The 17,345-nt window shown below is 31.6% G+C and carries 16 protein-coding genes; 10 read left to right on the top strand and 6 right to left on the bottom strand.

Going from position 1 to position 17,345, the window contains the following annotated elements; translation table 11 throughout:
* Positions 1-68 precede the first annotated feature (68 nt).
* Positions 69-2,507: an endopeptidase La gene (gene lon, locus B4G36_RS10795; RefSeq protein ID WP_221855505.1), complete on the top strand. Its 2,439-nt coding sequence runs from the start codon at positions 69-71 to the stop codon at positions 2,505-2,507.
* Between the two features lie 60 nt (positions 2,508-2,567).
* Here the strand turns inward: lon and B4G36_RS10790 are convergent, their stop codons facing one another.
* The 5 genes from B4G36_RS10790 to rlmD all read right to left on the bottom strand — a co-directional run bounded on the left by B4G36_RS10790 (position 2,568) and on the right by rlmD (position 5,971).
* On the bottom strand, positions 2,568-2,828 hold the full coding sequence (locus B4G36_RS10790) for a GIY-YIG nuclease family protein (protein ID WP_349676934.1): 261 nt from the start codon (positions 2,826-2,828) through the stop codon (positions 2,568-2,570).
* A 194-nt stretch (positions 2,829-3,022) separates the two neighbouring features.
* Positions 3,023-3,262 (bottom strand): hypothetical protein, encoded by a 240-nt coding sequence (locus B4G36_RS10785; RefSeq protein ID WP_286496285.1) that lies wholly within the window; start codon positions 3,260-3,262, stop codon positions 3,023-3,025.
* A gap of 15 nt (positions 3,263-3,277) precedes the next feature.
* The gene (locus B4G36_RS10780; protein WP_286496284.1) at positions 3,278-3,964 is read right to left on the bottom strand and encodes a DUF6048 family protein; all 687 of its coding nucleotides are present in this window, start codon (positions 3,962-3,964) and stop codon (positions 3,278-3,280) included.
* Complete coding sequence (locus B4G36_RS10775) at positions 3,918-4,535, bottom strand: DUF6452 family protein (protein ID WP_280035560.1); 618 nt, start codon at positions 4,533-4,535, stop codon at positions 3,918-3,920. The genes B4G36_RS10780 and B4G36_RS10775 overlap by 47 nt, the downstream gene beginning before the upstream one ends.
* 17 nt (positions 4,536-4,552) lie before the next feature.
* A complete protein-coding gene (gene rlmD, locus B4G36_RS10770; protein ID WP_221856669.1) occupies positions 4,553-5,971 on the bottom strand; it encodes a 23S rRNA (uracil(1939)-C(5))-methyltransferase RlmD in 1,419 nt (472 codons plus the stop codon).
* Positions 5,972-6,390: 419 nt separating this feature from the next.
* On the opposite strand from rlmD, the gene cysD reads away from it, so the two are divergent.
* From cysD to B4G36_RS10735, 7 genes are all read left to right on the top strand, one after another.
* A complete protein-coding gene (cysD, locus tag B4G36_RS10765; RefSeq protein WP_291063970.1) occupies positions 6,391-7,299 on the top strand; it encodes a sulfate adenylyltransferase subunit CysD in 909 nt (302 codons plus the stop codon).
* A gap of 51 nt (positions 7,300-7,350) precedes the next feature.
* On the top strand, positions 7,351-8,586 hold the full coding sequence (locus B4G36_RS10760) for a sulfate adenylyltransferase subunit 1 (RefSeq protein WP_291063968.1): 1,236 nt from the start codon (positions 7,351-7,353) through the stop codon (positions 8,584-8,586).
* A 271-nt stretch (positions 8,587-8,857) separates the two neighbouring features.
* The gene (locus B4G36_RS10755; protein WP_291063966.1) at positions 8,858-9,442 is read left to right on the top strand and encodes a uroporphyrinogen-III C-methyltransferase; all 585 of its coding nucleotides are present in this window, start codon (positions 8,858-8,860) and stop codon (positions 9,440-9,442) included.
* The gene (locus tag B4G36_RS10750; RefSeq protein ID WP_291063964.1) at positions 9,432-10,292 is read left to right on the top strand and encodes a flavodoxin domain-containing protein; all 861 of its coding nucleotides are present in this window, start codon (positions 9,432-9,434) and stop codon (positions 10,290-10,292) included. Before B4G36_RS10755 ends, B4G36_RS10750 begins: the two co-directional genes overlap by 11 nt.
* A complete protein-coding gene (locus tag B4G36_RS10745; protein ID WP_291063962.1) occupies positions 10,249-11,007 on the top strand; it encodes a hypothetical protein in 759 nt (252 codons plus the stop codon). The genes B4G36_RS10750 and B4G36_RS10745 overlap by 44 nt, the downstream gene beginning before the upstream one ends.
* Before the next feature lie 103 nt (positions 11,008-11,110).
* Positions 11,111-12,763 carry an NADPH-dependent assimilatory sulfite reductase hemoprotein subunit gene (locus B4G36_RS10740; RefSeq protein WP_291063960.1) on the top strand — a complete coding sequence of 551 codons (1,653 nt, stop codon included), beginning with the start codon at positions 11,111-11,113 and terminating at the stop codon, positions 12,761-12,763.
* Between the two features lie 19 nt (positions 12,764-12,782).
* Complete coding sequence (locus B4G36_RS10735) at positions 12,783-14,225, top strand: TSUP family transporter (protein WP_291063958.1); 1,443 nt, start codon at positions 12,783-12,785, stop codon at positions 14,223-14,225.
* A 58-nt stretch (positions 14,226-14,283) separates the two neighbouring features.
* Here the strand turns inward: B4G36_RS10735 and B4G36_RS10730 are convergent, their stop codons facing one another.
* The gene (locus B4G36_RS10730) at positions 14,284-14,988 is read right to left on the bottom strand and encodes a hypothetical protein (RefSeq protein ID WP_291063956.1); all 705 of its coding nucleotides are present in this window, start codon (positions 14,986-14,988) and stop codon (positions 14,284-14,286) included.
* A 432-nt stretch (positions 14,989-15,420) separates the two neighbouring features.
* Between B4G36_RS10730 and B4G36_RS10725 the strand changes: the two genes are divergently transcribed.
* The gene (locus tag B4G36_RS10725; RefSeq protein WP_291063954.1) at positions 15,421-15,615 is read left to right on the top strand and encodes a hypothetical protein; all 195 of its coding nucleotides are present in this window, start codon (positions 15,421-15,423) and stop codon (positions 15,613-15,615) included.
* Between the two features lie 23 nt (positions 15,616-15,638).
* A complete protein-coding gene (locus B4G36_RS10720) occupies positions 15,639-17,339 on the top strand; it encodes a tetratricopeptide repeat-containing sensor histidine kinase (protein ID WP_291063952.1) in 1,701 nt (566 codons plus the stop codon).
* Positions 17,340-17,345 lie beyond the last annotated feature (6 nt).

Genomic DNA, 17,345 nt, shown 5'->3' with positions numbered 1-17,345 from the left:
CTGTTATTATGAAAGGCTTTCGTCAGTTAAAAATAGTTTTACTGACACTTTGAACGTATAAAAAAATTATGAACATAGACAATTTGTCATTAGCACAAGTAATGGAAGAAGAAATCGAATTAATTCCTTTGATGAGTAAAGACGAAGAAAGTAAGCTAAATAAGCAAGATATTTCTTCGGTATTGCCTATTTTATCGTTAAGAAACACTGTCTTATTTCCGGGTGTGGTTGCGCCAATTACCGCGGGTAGAGATAAATCTATACAACTTTTAACACAAGCTTACAAAGAAGATCGCATTATTGGAGTGCTTTCGCAGAAAGAAATTGCAGTGGAAGATCCTACACAAGACGATTTGTATACAGTTGGTACAGTTGCGAAAATCATGCGAATGATAAAATTGCCAGACGGAAACATTACGGTGATTTTACAAGGGATGAAACGTTTTAAAGTAAAAGAATTTGTATCAAATGATCCTTATTTCAAGGCTGAAGTAGAAATTCTGACAGAAAAAGTTCCGACTTCTCGTAACAAAGAATATCCAATTATTATTGAATCAATTCGTGATTTAGCTTTTCAGATTGTAGAAGAAAATCCGATGTTACCTTCGGAAGCTGCAGGAGCGATAAAAAGTATCGAAAGTAATACATTTTTAATTAACTTTGTAGCGTCTAACTTAACGTTGAGTTTAGATGAAAAACAGTTGTTATTAGAAATTTCTGATATGAAACTTCGCGCAATGGAAGTGATGCGTTTTATGAATGTTGAGCTTCAGAAATTGGAGTTGAAGAATACGATTCAGAATAAAGTTCGCAAAGAATTAGATCAACAACAAAAAGAATATTTCTTAAATCAACAAATCAAATCGATTCAAGAAGAGTTAGGAGGGAATTCGACAGAAGAAGAAATCAATGAAATGCGCAAACGTTCTTTAACGAAAAGTTGGAGCGAAGATGTAGCCAATCATTTTGATAAAGAAATCAACCGTCTTTCTCGTCTAAATCCACAAATGCCAGAACATAATATTCAGCGTAATTACCTTGAATTTATGTTGGATTTACCTTGGAATACCTTGACAAAAGATAACTTTGATATCAAGAATGCAAAGAAAATTTTAGATCATGATCATTATGGTTTAGAAGATGTGAAAGAACGCATTTTGGAGCATCTTGCTGTGTTGAAATTGAAAGGAGATATGCGTTCGCCAATTCTTTGTTTGTATGGACCTCCGGGTGTTGGTAAAACATCGTTGGGGAAATCTATTTCAGAAGCGATTGGGCGCAAATATGTACGTATGTCGTTGGGTGGTTTACACGATGAATCTGAGATTCGTGGTCATCGTAAAACCTATATTGGAGCGATGCCAGGAAGAATTTTACAGTCAATCAAAAAATCTGAATCGTCGAATCCGGTTTTTGTTTTAGATGAAATTGATAAAATGTCGGCTAGTGCGCATGGAGACCCTTCATCAGCAATGTTAGAGGTTTTAGATCCAGAGCAAAACTCAACTTTTTATGATAATTTCTTAGAAATTGGCTACGATTTATCGAAAGTATTTTTCATCGCGACAGCAAACAATATTGGTGATATTCCAAGTCCGTTACGTGATCGTATGGAGATGATTAATATTGCAGGTTATACAATCGAGGAAAAATCTGAAATCGTAAAACGTCACCTTTTACCAAAACAACTAACAGAACATGGCTTGAAAGAGAAAGATGTTGTGTTAGGAAAAAAAGAAATCGAATATTTAATAACAGGTTATACGCGTGAATCTGGTGTTCGTAAATTGAATCAGAAAGTTGCGAAATTAGTTCGTTCGGCTGCAAAACATATTGCATTGGAAGAAGAATTTAATGCAAAATATTCAATCGAAGATATTTCTAAAATTTTAGGACCTTCTATTACACCAGATCAATATGAGAATAATGAGGTTCCTGGAGTTGTAGTAGGTTTAGCTTGGACAAGTGTTGGTGGAGATATTTTATTTATCGAATCTATTTTATCGAAAGCGAAAAATGGTGGACTTTCTATTACAGGAAATTTAGGAACTGTGATGAAAGAATCTGCAACAATTGCATTAGAATACATCAAATCGCATGCGGATGAATTGGGAATTAAACCAGAAGTTTTCGAGAATTATAAAGTTCATATTCACGTTCCGGAAGGAGCAACGCCAAAAGATGGACCATCTGCCGGAATTACAATGTTGACGTCTTTGGTTTCGTCTTTTACACAACGAAAAGTAAAAGCAAAATTAGCAATGACAGGTGAGATCACGCTTCGTGGAAAAGTGTTGCCAGTTGGCGGAATTAAAGAGAAAATTTTAGCGGCAAAACGTGCAAATATCAAAGAAATTATTTTGTGCGAAGATAACCGAAAAGATATTGAAGAAATTAAAGCAGAATACGTAAAAGGAATGACTTTTCATTTTGTAAAAGAAATGAAAGAAGTTTTGGATATTGCTTTAACGAATCAAAAAGTAAAAGGAGCAAAGGTTTTGGATTAATCTATAAATCTTTTTAGAACATATAAAAAGGAACTCAATTTAGAGTTCCTTTTTTGTTTATTATAGAATACTAATATCTTCTAAATTTGGATTTTTAGATTTAATTAAATTAATTTTCCATTCCCATTTCCAATTTTTCAATTGCTTTTCTCTTAACATATCTTGACTAATTGAAGTAAAATCTTCAAAATAAATTAATGATTTTACATTGTATTTTTGAGTGAAAGCTGAACCAATTCCTTCTTTATGAGCTTCTATTCTTTTAATTAAATTGTTGGTAACTCCAATATAAAAAACAGTTCGATATTTGTTTGTAAGTATATAAACATAATATATTTTCAGAATTCCTTATATGATATGTTCCTGAAACGAATTCAGAATGACTTAGTTAGATGAACTAATTTAAGGATTATTAATGATAATGTAGAGAAAAAATGTCAAGCTGAATTTATTTCAGCTTCGCATCAAGAAAAAAGGAACTCAATTAGAGTTCCTTTTTTAGTTTGTATATAAATCTATAACCAAACAAATTTTTTAGCTTTTTCACTTTCTGGATCAAACCATTCATCACTTATTTCTTTATAAATTGTTTTTCCATTTTTATCTATTTTGATTTGAATCAAATCTCCTATTGGTGCTCCATGTAAATATCTTAATCGACCTAAAGAATCGAATTTTATTTTTCCATTTTGAAGTAATTTATTATATTTCGGAAAAAGAGAAATATTATCTTTTGTTAATCTAATTTGATTCATAACAAGTTTTTAGTCTTAGTTTATCTTATAAGCAATTCCCCAAAAAACTGGCATATTGAAAGGACCACTGTATTTTCCGTAACCAGGAATAACCAAAGGATCAATTCCTTGATCTTTTTTACCTCCAATATAAGCTGCAGGATGCAAGGCTAACTCACCATAAAAATTCTTGAAAATCTCTACACGTCCACCAACCACAGCTTCTATCCAATAACTGCTTACATTCGCTTTTGGCAAACTTCCTGTTCCTGTAATCTCATTCGATTGTAAATCTCTAATCGGATAACTATTGATGGTTTGCGAATATTTAGAATACGCAATTCGTCCACCAATGTAAATTCCGTTCGATTGATTTTCTATATCTTGCGTTATAAACCAGTTTGCACCAAGTTTTGCAAAAACGCCGTCAACATCAACATTCCAATTGATTTCATTGAAATTATTTTTCTCGAAACCAGCTTCTACAGCGGCATGCCACTTATTATTGATTTGATAAGAAGCATAAGCGCTAACTCCTTTTTTATCGTTGAAAGCAGAAACAATTGGATTGAAAATATCTACACCGATAAAAATATCGTGGTATTTTTTTTGGGGAATAGAATCTGTAACCGAAACTTTTGTTGAATCAGTTTTATTTTCTTGACCAAATGCAAAATTAATTGCGCTCGTCAGCAAAAAGCTTAATAATAGTTGTCGAACCATCTTTAATTTCAGTATTTACAGTTTCTATTTTTTTTATCCAATTTCCAGCTCCATTTCCAGTTTTTGTTACCAATTTTACATCAACTCCTTTAAAAGTTAATCCAAAACCACAAGCTTTAGAAGTATAGCCATTTCCAAGCGTATCGTATTTTAAAATCAATCGATCACGTTTTGCAGGAATTGTTCTGATGACTTTACCCGTTATAGAATCTTTTACATCTATATCTGGACCTTGCGCTATAGTATAGTAAATCTCTTTTTTACTATTTTGACGCAAAGCAATTCCGAAACTCGTTTTTCCTAAAGCAGAATTTTTTTCGATTAAGACAGTATCTTTACTCGTTCCTGTAGCTTCTCTAATTCCTTTCGTAATCGAATCATTATAAACATACGCCCAATAATAAATAGAATCTTCCAAAGGAACATTAGTTCCATCATAATACATATCAGCAACCATGCGTGGAACATCACCTTCGTCGGTACAAATATCATCATCTTCGCAACTATAAAATGCTAAAGAAATTATAGAAGCAAAAATTGAGTAGGCTAGAAAACGTTGAATATTTTTCATTTTTTTTTGATTGAATTTTAAATTCGCTCTAAAAGTACAATATTTTCTACATGATGTGTTTGTGGAAACATATCAACTGGTTGAACTTTAACAATTTTATATTGATCTTTCATCAATTCTAAATCGCGCGCTTGTGTAGCAGAGTTACACGAAACATAAACAACACGTTTAGGATTCATAAACAAAATATTTTCAACCACTTTTTTATGCATTCCATCACGTGGAGGATCAGTAATAATTACATCTGGAATTCCGTGTTCGTTAATGAAATCTTGATTTAATACGTCTTTCATGTCACCACAATAGAAATCACAATTGTCAATTCCATTAAATTTTGCTGCCGCTTTTGCTGCATCAATTGCTTCTTGAACAGATTCTACACCAACTACTTTTTTCGCTTTTTTCGAAACGAATTGCGCAATTGTTCCAGTTCCAGTATATAAATCGTATACTAATTCATCTCCAGTTAAACCTGCAAAATCACGTGTTAATTTATATAATTCGTAAGCTTGTTCTGGATTTGTTTGATAGAAAGATTTTGGACCAATTTTGAAGTTCAAATCTTCCATCTTTTCCATAATATGATCATCTCCAGCAAAAACTTCGATATCTAAATCATAAACAGAATCGTTTTGTTTTGGATTGATTGCATACAATAAAGATGTGATTTCAGGGAATTTATCTTTTAGGTTTTGTAAGAAAGCTTCACGATTTTCTTTCTCTTCACGGAAAAATTGAACTAAAACCATTACTTGTCCATTCTGAGAAGTACGAATCATTAATGTTCTCAATAAACCTTCTTGATTTTTTAAATCGAAGAAATCTAAATGATGCTCTAATGCAAAACGTTTTGCTTCGACACGAATCGCATTAGAAGGATCACGTTGCAAGTGACATTTTGTAACATCCAAAACTTTAGACCAAGCACCAGGAATATGGAATCCAACTACGTCACGGTCGTCAAATTCTTTCCCAGACTGAATTTCTTCTAATGTTAACCAACGTGCATTAGAAAAAGTAAACTCTAATTTATTACGGTAAAAATATTGTTCTTTAGAACCTAAAATTGGAACAATTTCAGCATCTAAATCTTTGAAACCTCCGATACGAACCAAATTGTTAACCACTTCGTCATGCTTAAATTTTAATTGCGCATCATAGCTCATATCTTGCCATTTACAACCACCGCAAACACCAAAATGCTCACATTCTGGCTGAACGCGATAAGGAGATTTTGTGTGAATTTCGATTGCTTGTCCTTCTAAATAGCTGCTTTTTTTCTTCAAAACGTGTACATCTACAACGTCTCCTGGAATTGCGCCTTTTATCAGAACCGTTTTTCCTTCCTCTGTTTTACCAACCGATACACCTTTTGCACCAGCACGTAAAACTTCTATATTATTTAATATGATTTTTTGTTTCGCTTTTCTTGACATTTTGCAAAGGTAAGCAAGTCCCCGAAATATTCAATTTTTTATCTTTTTTTGGAATCAATCTTTGTATTTTAAATAAAATTTTTACTTTTACAACATAAAATCTATCGGTATTATAGATTATTATTTTATTGAATAAACTTATTTAGGATAATTTTCTTTAAATTGTTTGAAAAATAGGTTTGTTATTTAAACTATTCTATTAATTATATTTATTTAGAAAAATAATATAATTTTGAAATCAGAAATGTAACATGAAAAATGAAAAAAATAGTATTTAATATGTCAATGTATATGTGTCGCTCTTTAGAAGAGGAGGAATATGTTGTGATGTATTAATTACGAAAATAATAGTTCATGAACTCCTCTAAAATTTTGAGGAGTTTTTTATTGTCAAAAAATAAGTTAGAAAGTTAGAAAGAATGTCAAGTCAAGAAAAAAATTATTTAAATCAATTAGAAGACGAAGCAATCTACATTCTGAGAGAAACAGCTGCTCAATTTGAGCGTCCAGCATTGTTATTTTCAGGAGGAAAAGATTCGATTGTTTTGATTCATTTAGCTTTGAAAGCCTTTCGTCCAGGAAAATTTCCTTTTCCTTTAGTACATGTAGATACAGGACACAATTTTCCTGAAGCGATAAAATTTAGAGATTATTTGGTTGATAAAATCGGTGAAAAATTGATTGTAGCCTCTGTAGAAAATGCTATAAAAAAATATAATCTGAAAGAAACTTCTGGCCGTTTTCCTTCTCGTAATGCCTTACAAACGTATGCGTTATTAGATGTGATTGAAGAAAATGAATTTGATGCATGTATTGGAGGAGCTCGTCGCGATGAAGAAAAAGCACGTGCAAAAGAGCGTATTTTCTCAGTTCGTGATGATTTTGGTCAATGGGACCCGAAACTTCAACGTCCTGAATTGTGGAATATTTTGAACGGAAGAATTGAAAAAGGACATAATGTACGTGTTTTTCCGATTAGCAATTGGACAGAGTTAGATGTTTGGAATTACATCAAACAAAATAACATCGAATTGCCAAATCTATACTTTGCTCACGAGCGTGAATGTATTGTTTACAATGATAAGTTAATTGCGACTTCAGATTTTATTCAGCCAAATGCAGACGATGAGGTTGTGGTAGAAAAAGTACGTTACAGAACGGTTGGTGATATGACGTGTACAGCGGCTGTACCTTCAGATTCTTCTACGATTGAAGATATTATTACTGATATTATCAATACAAGAATTAGTGAAAGAGGGCAAACTCGTTTGGATGATCAATTGTCAGAATCGGCGATGGAAGACCGTAAAAAACAAGGTTATTTTTAAGTCAAAATTTTTTTAAACAAAACTCTATAATATCTATAGGAATTAAGTAAAATGAATGCATTAAAATTTATAACAGCAGGAAACGTAGACGATGGTAAAAGTACTTTAATAGGGCGTTTACTTTACGATTCGAATAGTATTCACACCGATCAATTGGGTGTTTTAGAAAAACGTAAATCAAATGAAGACGACGAAATTGATTTGTCTTTGATTACAGATGGTTTACGTGCCGAGCGCGAACAAGGAATTACAATAGACGTAGCGTACAAATATTTTTCGACTGCAAAACGAAAATTTATTATTGCAGATGCGCCTGGACATGAGCAATACACGCGAAATATGATTACAGGAGCTTCAAATTCAGAGTTGATTATTATTTTGGTTGATGCACGTAAAGGAATCACTTCTCAAACAAAACGTCATGCAAGTATTGGATCGTTAATGGGAATTAAAAAAGCAATTATCGCCATTAATAAAATTGATTTGGTTGATTATTCACAAGATATTTTCGAAAAGATAAAAAATAATTTTCAACAAATTCAAGATCAATTGAATTATGATGAAGTAACTTTTATTCCAGTTTCTGCTTTGGTTGGCGATAATATTGTCGAAAAATCTGCGAAAACGCCTTGGTATAATGGTGAAACATTATTGCATCAATTGGAAACAGTTTCGATTGAAACAGATAAAAGTTTAGCAGCTCGTTTTCAGGTTCAATGGGTAATTCGTCCAAAAGATGAAGAGCATCACGATTATAGAGGTTATGCAGGGCAAATTTTGAGTGGAGCCTACAAAGTTGGGGATTCTATTAAAGTTTATCCATCAAATATCGAATCAAAAATTGTTAAAATAGAACGTCATTTGGAAGAAGTACAACATGCTGAAGCAGGAGAAAATGTTGTGATTCATCTCGAAAATAATATAGATATCAGTAGAGGAGACACAATTGTAAAAACTTCCGAAGAACCGCAAACGACAAATGTGCTAAAAGCGTGGATTTGTTGGTTAGACAATAATGCATTACAACAAGGAAAAACGTATGTGTTGCAACATCGTTTTCATTCGGTTCGTGCAAAAATCAAAACAATCGATCAACAATGGGATATTAATAATTGGGAATTTATTCCATCTGAAGAAATCAAGTTAAATGATATTGGACAAGTTGTTTTAAAAACAAATCAACCTTTATTTTTTGATTCTTTCAAAGAAAATATTCATACAGGAAATGCCATTTTGATTGACGAAACAACGAAAAATACAGTCGCTGCTTTGATGTTTATTGATTAAAACATCAATTAAATTTTATCAATCAACTTATTTATTACAAACATGCAAACAACAATAGGAAAAGTAATTTTGGCTGGCGCTGGTCCTGGAGATCCAGAATTGGTGACGCTCAAAACATTAAATTATATCAAAAAAAGCAGATGTTATTTTGACAGATCGCTTGGTTTCTCCAGTGTTAATAGACGAATATGCGTCGAAAGATGCGTTGGTTATTTATGTCGGAAAATAATGTTCGAAAGGCATTCATACGCCTCAAAAAGATATTAACGATATGATGATTGAGTTTGTAATGCAAGGAAAATTAGTGGTTCGATTGAAAGGAGGTGATGCTTCACTTTTCTCTAATATTTTGGACGAATTAGAAACCTTGAAAAAAAATCATGTTCCGTACGAAATAATTCCAGGTATTTCGGCTGCTTTTGGTGCTGCAGCTTACACGGGAATTCCATTGACAGCGCGAAATCATTCGAAAGGAGTTCGCATGTTGACGTTGTGCGATTTGAAATCTATTGAACACAAACAATGGAAAGATTGGGCAAATACGTCTGATACATTGGTTTTTTATATGAGTGTACAGCGTTTGCAAACTTTAGCTGATCAGTTGATTTTGAATGGAATTGATACCGAAAAAGGTTTAGCAGTTATTCAACAAGCGACAACTCCAGATCAGAAAACGCAAGTTTTTATTTTTGAAAATATTGTAGAAAAACATTTACCAACCTTTGATTTTGTACCAACTTTAATTATCGTTGGTCATGTTGTTAATTTGCATCAATCATTCGCTTGGTTAGATGAACAACCAACTTCCAACTCATATTTTGATAACCATAAAACAACAAGTTCTTATGCTAGCTAACGAAAAATTGAACTTAGTAAAAAGTTTAGTCAAAGAATTATCACGTGACGAAATTATTTGGACAAATGGTTATTTGGCTGGATTAGTTGCAAATCAAACACAAGAAGTACCTCAAGAACAAAAAGTTTTAACCTCAATCAAACCTACAATAATCTATGGAACTGAAACAAGAAATGCGAAGAAATTAGCTAATCAATTGCTTGGAATTTTTAAGATGAATAAAATTCAAGCCAAAGCGATTGAAGCGTTTCAATATCCACTCGAAAAAATTGAAAAGGAAGAATTCTTAATTCTAATTTTTAGTACGCAAGGAGATGGAGATTTACCTCAAAATGCACAAAAATTTTTTGATAATTGGAGCAATTCTGACCTAAGATTAAATCAAACTAAGTTTGCTGTTTTTGGTTTGGGCGATACTTCTTATCCGTTTTTCTGTAAATCAGGAGAAGAAATTGATGAATTATTTGGAAAACTTGGTGCGCAACGCGTTTTTGATTTGGTAAAAGTAGATATAGATTATCAAGAAATTGCCGAAAATTCGTTTGCTGAAATCTTAAAAATTATTCAATCAGAAAGAAGTTCAACAAATGTTCAACCTCAAAAATTACAAAGTTCTTCTACGCAGAAAAAATCGTACGAAGGAATTGTAAAGCATAAAATTGTTTTGAACGATAAAGGTTCGAATAAAGAAACATATCATATCGAAATTGCAGATGATGAGCAAGTCGATTACGAACCTGGCGATGCTTTGGGTGTTTATCCAAAAAATAATCAAACCGAAATTTTAACGATTGCAAAATTTTTCAATGAAGAAAATCGCGCAAAAGAACTTGAAGAAAAAAAATATTAGAGCACTTTCTAAAAAATCAATCGATCAATTTGCAACGATTTTGAATGTAGAAATTCTTGAAACTAAGATTGATTTAATTGATTTGTTGATAAAATATTATTCGTCAGAATCTACAATAAAATTTGATGATATTTTAAATCTTTTGCATCCAATTGCACCACGTTTATATTCGATTTCATCATCGAATGAAGCACATGATAACGAAATTCATTTAACGGTTAGTCTGAATACTTTTTCAGTTTCTGATCAACAAAAAACTGGATTATGTTCTCAGTTTTTAGCAGATTTTGAGCATGATAAATCCATAGAATTTTACATTCATAAAAATAAAAATTTCAAACTTCCAGATGAAAATCAATCGGTAATTATGATTGGTCCGGGAACAGGAATTGCACCTTTTCGTAGTTTTTTGACACATCGTGATGCAATTGGCGCAGAAGGTAAAAACTGGTTGTTTTTTGGTGAACAACATTTTGTTTCGGATTTCTATTATCAAACTGAAATTCAGGAATGGCTTTCAACAGGAGTTTTAAGCAAATTAGATACAGCTTTTTTGAGAGATCAAAAACATAAAATTTATGTGCAAGATCGAGTGAAAGAACGAGGAAAAGAACTTTACAATAGGTTAAACGAAAGTGCGTATTTGTATGTCTGTGGTCAAAAAGATGGAATGAGTACAGATGTAGAAAGTGCTTTGATCGAGTTAATAGCATAAGAATCAAATCAAGAGGAGGTTTCAGCGAAAAATTTTCTGGAACAATTAGAAGAAAAAGGTCGCTACTAAAAAGATGTTTACTGATCAACCAACAACTAACAAAATGAGTACAGAAAAACAATGTCCTATAGAAGGAATTAAAATAAAAAGTGACGGACTTCGCGGTACGTTAAAAGAAAGTATAGAGCTGGATAATCACACTGGAAATGTACGTGCAGATGACGAAGCTTTGGTAAAATTTCACGGAATGTATGTGCAAGATGATCGCGATAGACGAGAAGAATGCGCAGAAAAAAAGTTAGACAAATTGTATTCGTTTATGATTCGTTTGCGTATTCCGGGTGGAATTATAGACGCTGATAAGTGGTTGGCAATTCATGAAACTTCTGAACAATATGGAACAGGCGTTTTGAAAATTACAACGCGTCAAACCATTCAATTGCACAGAATTTTGAAACATCAATTGCGTCCAACTTTACAATCGTTTGACCAAGCAACGTTAGATTCTATCGTAGCTTGTGGCGATGTAAACCGAAATGTAATTGCGAGTTCTCATCCGTTGCTTTCGCCAATTCATGCTCAAATTCATGCATATGCAGATAAATTATCAAAACATTTGTTGCCTAAAACACGAGCTTATTATGAGATTTTTGTGGATAATAAAAAGATTTACGAACGCGAAACAGAGAAAGATAATTTGTATGATGACCGCTATTTACCTCTAAAATTTAAAATTGCAATCGCTATTCCGCCAACTAATGATATAGATGTTTTTGCAAATGATTTGGGACTGATTGCGATTATCGAAAATAATGAATTGAAAGGTTTCAATATCGCTGTTGGTGTAGGTTTGTCTACAACTCACGGAAATCCAAATACATATTCGCGTCTACCTACCGAAATTGGTTTTGTAGATTCTGAAGAAAAAGTGTTGAAAGTTGCTTATGAAGTATTGACAATTCAGTGTGATTTTGGGAATCGAGGCGATCGAAAATTAGCGAGACTAAAGTATACAGTTGATAAATTAACGGTTGATGGTTTCAAGTCTGAATTAGAAAAACGTGTTAGTTTTAAATTAGAGCCTTCTCAGCCTTATCAATTTACGGAGTGTTCTGATATTTATAATTGGCGACAAGTGAATAACAGAACGTGGTATTACACTTTATTTGTGGAGAATGGAGTTGTACAGCCTAATCAGAAAGCATTTTTACATGAATTGGCTTTATTAAATATCAATAATTTTATTTTTACAGCGAATCAAAAATTATTATTAGGTAAAATTTCGACTGAAAATAAAGCTAAAGTTGAACAGCTTTTAGAAAAATATTCTATTCACAAAGATATTAGTGAACTTCGAAAAAATTCGATGGCATGCGTGGCTTTACCAACTTGTCCATTGGTTTTAGCAGAAGCGCAACGTTATTTGCCAGAATTGGTGACTAAAATAGAGCCTTTGCTAGAAAAACATCAACTTCAAAATGATGATATTTCTATTCGTATGACGGGCTGTCCAAATGGTTGCGGTCGTTCGTATGTTTCGGAAATTGGTTTTGTAGGGACTTCTGCTGGACATTATAATTTGATGTTGGGTGGAGATCGATATGGTGTTTGTTTGAATAAAATTTATAAAGAAAAAGTCAATGAGACTGAGATTTTGAATGAGCTAGATCAAGTTTTCGAAAGTTATACAAAAGAAAAAATAGACAATGAAACATTCGGAGATTTTACCTATCGAAAATATTTTTCGTTTAATTAGTTAAATCGCTTTAAGAACAATGAAAAATAATTTATTCCCGATATTTTTAAAAACAGAACATTTGCGCTTCCTGATTGTTGGCGGAGGAAATGTAGGATTAGAAAAGGTTTCGACGCTAATCAAACAAAATCCTTCGATCAATTTGAAAGTTGTAGCAAAGGATTTTAAACAAGAATTGAAAGATGTTTTTTTGCAATATCCATCAATTCAACATGAAACTCATGCGTTCGAATCGAGTGATTTGGAAGATGTAGATTTAGTGATTGTCGCAACCGATAATAAAGAAACTTCGAGAGAAGTGAAGCAAAAAGCAAATGCAAAAGGAATTTTGGTTAATGCAGCTGATCAGCCAGATTTGTGCGATTTCTATTTAGGTTCAATTGTGAATAAAGGTCATCTTAAAATTGCAATTTCTACAAATGGACAATCTCCTGTTATGGCAAAACGTTTGAGAGAATATTTTTCTGATGTTATTCCAGATTCAATTGATGAAAACATTGAAAGTTTAAATAAAATAAGAAATAATCACAAAGGAGATTTTAATCAAAAACTAACCGATTTGAATCATTTAACTTCTTCATTTGAAGGAAAAAAATCGACTAAAAAATACAAACGTTTAGTAACCGAAATTACATTGATATTTTTTACATTATTCTTAGGATATGCTTTGTCATCAATCGTAAGTTTTTCGGAAGCGAAAGATTTTGTGATTCACATTCCAAATGTTTTTTATATTATGTTGGCGGTTGGTTTTTTCGCTCAAATGGTCGACGGAGCCGTTGGTTTGGGATATGGTGTAACGTGTTCCACAAGCATGATGTTATTTGGCGTTAATCTGCCTTCAATAAGTGGTAGTATTCATTCTGCCGAAATGTTTTCGAGCGGAATTAGTGGTTTTTCGCATTATAGATTTGGAAATGTAAACAAAAAATTATTATTAGCATTGGCTATTCCAGGTGTTATTGGAGCAGTTTCGGGATCATTATTATTGGTTTATTTGGGAAACAAATATGAGACCATTACTTACGGAATATTGGCTTCGTACACCTTAATCATCGGAATTCGATTAATTATTTTAGCATTCAGAAAAAAAATCGAACGAAAAAAAGTAAAAAGAGTTGGGTTTTTAGGATTTGCTGGAGGTTTTTTAGATGCTTTTGGTGGTGGAGGTTGGGGACCTGTCGTGACATCAACTTTATTAGCAAAAGGAAAAAAATCAAACTTAGTAGTAGGAACAGTTAGTTTAGCCGAGTTTTTTGTGACACTTTCTGCATCGTTGACTTTTTTTGCAGCTTTGGGTGTAAGTCATGGTTTTATCATTGCAGGTTTAATAATTGGAGGAGCTTTAGCAGCACCAATTGCAGCGAAATTAGCAGGTAAAATACCTCAGAAAGCTGCTATTTTGGCTGTAGCTTTTTTAGTGATCACATTTAGTATTCGAATTCTTTTTAAAATTTTCTAAATTTTATATATCATTTCTAACAATCATAACACTCTTCATCTCGCATGTTGAGTGTTTTTTATTGTTCATTATTTAAGACATATTTAGTTAAAATATATTTTATGACAGGTTTCAATGTTTTACCATTTTCGGGATGTAATCCATAATTGGTAAAAAATTCTACTTCACCATTTTTCTTTGTATACCAAACTTTATCAAGTGCATTTTTAAAATTTAAAGTATCAGGTTTTGTGATTTTCTTCAATTGAAAAACAATTTCGTTATATGGAACAGCATTTATTTGAGGCGAAGTTTCTTCGCATTCTATTTCTTCATAATGATTTTCTTTCCAAATCATACAAGACGAATTTTGATTGATGGAATTAAGAAATAATCCTTCGTTAGCCAAAATCGTTGCAATACCACTTCCAGCAATTACTTTATTTCGTTGAAGTTTTATTTTCTCAAAGAAATTATTCTTTTTTGATGGAAGATTAATTATTGATTCTTCTTCAGAAATATTATTATCTATTATTGGTTCTACGGATGCGATTTCTTCTACATTAACTTCTTTTTCTTCATTTTTTGTCAGCTGATTTTTTTGATTAAAATCTCCAAAACTTTCATAACCGATATAATGAGCAAGAATATTTAATAAATCAGGACTTATTTCCTTCTTTAAATTATTTTCTTTCACGAAATCATCAAAATATCTTGAAAAAGATTTGCTTGTTATAGGATAATTATAATCATCTGAAATTACTTTTTCTAAATGCACAGACATTCCATTTTTACTTCAACTCCCACATTCATTTTTTGCTTTCTCAAAAGCTTTTTCGAATAGATATTTTTTCGTAGACATTTCATTTTTAATTCTTTTACAAAGTAGACAAATTTTGGACAAAATAAATTACGGTTTACCGTAAAACAAGCTGTCCAATAATTGTCCAAAACTTGTCTATTGTTTGTTTAACAGCGACTTTGTGTTCTGTATTTACTTTGCAATAGAAATCAAAACAAAAACAAAAAACTTGATTTCTGAAAACGTAGTTTCGAAAATAGTTGAGGTGATTTGAAGGGAAGCATTTTTCCTGAATTGTTCTCAAGACTACAAAAAACTTCCTACTAAAGAAGCGCTTCTTTTTTCTAGTGTACACTACTCGCAATCTGTTTTGTGAGGAAGAGCACCTATATCAAAAAATTAAAAATTTAAGCTATGTTAGAATTATTATTCGCTTTATTGGGATTCTTTTTACCAAATCAAAATGCAAACACAATTTCACAAGATCAACATCCAGTTGTACAAACTTCATCAGATAGTATAGACGGTGATACAAATGGAGAAAAAGGGGATGTTCCTGTGAAAAATAAATCATCAACGGATAGAGTAATCTATCCGTTTTTTGTTTAGCTTTAGGTTGTAAATATGGAGATTTGAGAAAAATTTTATTTTTTTATTTTATACTTTTTATTATTTCATGTCAACAGTCTAAAAACAAAGAGATTGAGCAGGATAATTTAGATAATAAAGCTTACGATATTGCATGGGATTTTTATGAAAAAGAGGTGTTTGACAGTGCTTATGTTTATTTTAATAAAGCATATTCAGAATTTATTAAACAGAATAATAAACATCAAGCATCAAAATGTTTGATAAATATGGCTTTTATTTCTAAAGATCAAGGAGATTGGTTTGGAAGCCAAGAATTAATTATTTCTTCGGTAAAATTATTAAACCCTAAAATAAGTGAAGAAAAAGAAACACTTTCTAGTGCATATAATATTTTAGGGCAAACTTCTCATGATTTAGGAAATTTTAATGATGCTATAGATTATTATCAAAAAGCAATTGATTTTTCTAAAGAAAAAGATGTTTATATTATCAATCAAAATAACATTGCAAATAGTTATCGTTATGATAAGCAGTATGATGAAGCTATAAAGATTTACCAAGAATTACTAAAAGATAAGAATACAATTGAAAATCCAAAAGAATATGCGCGAATTACTGATAATTTAGCATATATCAAATGGTTAAAAGACAATAAGTCCAATGTTATAAATGAATTAAATAAAGCGTTAAATATTAGATTAAAGGAAAATGATTTGTGGGGACAAAATGCAAGTTATGCGCATTTAACAGATTATTTTTCAAATTTAGATCATAAAAAAGCCTTGGATTATGCTTATAAAAGAAAACAAATTGCTTTCGAAAATAAGAGTGTGGGCGATAAATTAGAAGTTTATCAACAACTTATTTTATTAGAAAATCCTACAAATGCAAAACAATATTTTGAAGCTTATCAAAAGCTAAACGATAGCATTCAGTTAGAACGTAACAGAGCGAAAAATCAATTTGCGTTGGTGCGTTATGATTCGGAGAAAAATCGTGCAGATTTTTTGAAAGCTGAAGCAGAAAACGAAAAGAAGAAAAATGATATTTTAAAACTTTATATTCTAATCGGTTTATTGATCGTTTTGTTTGTTTTTGGATATTTTTTGTACAGAAAAAGAAAGCAAAAACTAGAGCAAGAGAAAGTTTTGTTGCAACAAGAAAAGGTTTTGGAAGTCAAAAAAACAGAACTGAAATATTCTAAAAAAGTACACGATAAAGTGGCGAACGGAATTTATCATGTGATGTCTGATATTGAGAATAAATCAGAATTTAATCGTGATCAAATTTTAGATAAATTGGAAGTGGTTTATGAAATTTCGCGCGATATTTCCTATGATAGGATTGATGAAAATCAACAAGAAAATTTTGCAGAAAAATTAGCACAATTGATAAGTTCTTATGATTCGGAACAAGTCAAAATATATTTGATTGGAAATGAAAAAGAACTTTGGAGAAACGTAAAAGATTATGCTAAAACAGAGGTTTTCTTAGTGATCCAAGAATTGTTGACGAACATGAAAAAACATAGCGAAGCTTCACGAGTTATATTAAATTTTAAAGAAGAAAATCAGCAAATTATCATCAATTATTCAGATGACGGAATTGGAATTTCGGATTTAAAACCTAAAAACGGTTTTCAAAATACGGTTTCACGTATTTCTAATCTAAACGGAGATGTTATTTTTGAAACTGAAAATGTGAATGGTCTAAAAATTAAGATCAAATTTCCAATTCAATAACCTAAA

The sequence above is a fragment of the Empedobacter sp. UBA3239 genome (assembly GCF_002362875.1).
Taxonomy (GTDB): domain Bacteria; phylum Bacteroidota; class Bacteroidia; order Flavobacteriales; family Weeksellaceae; genus Empedobacter; species Empedobacter falsenii_B.
Note: the sequence above shows the minus strand (reverse complement) of the source record. Positions and strands in the feature narration are given on the sequence as shown.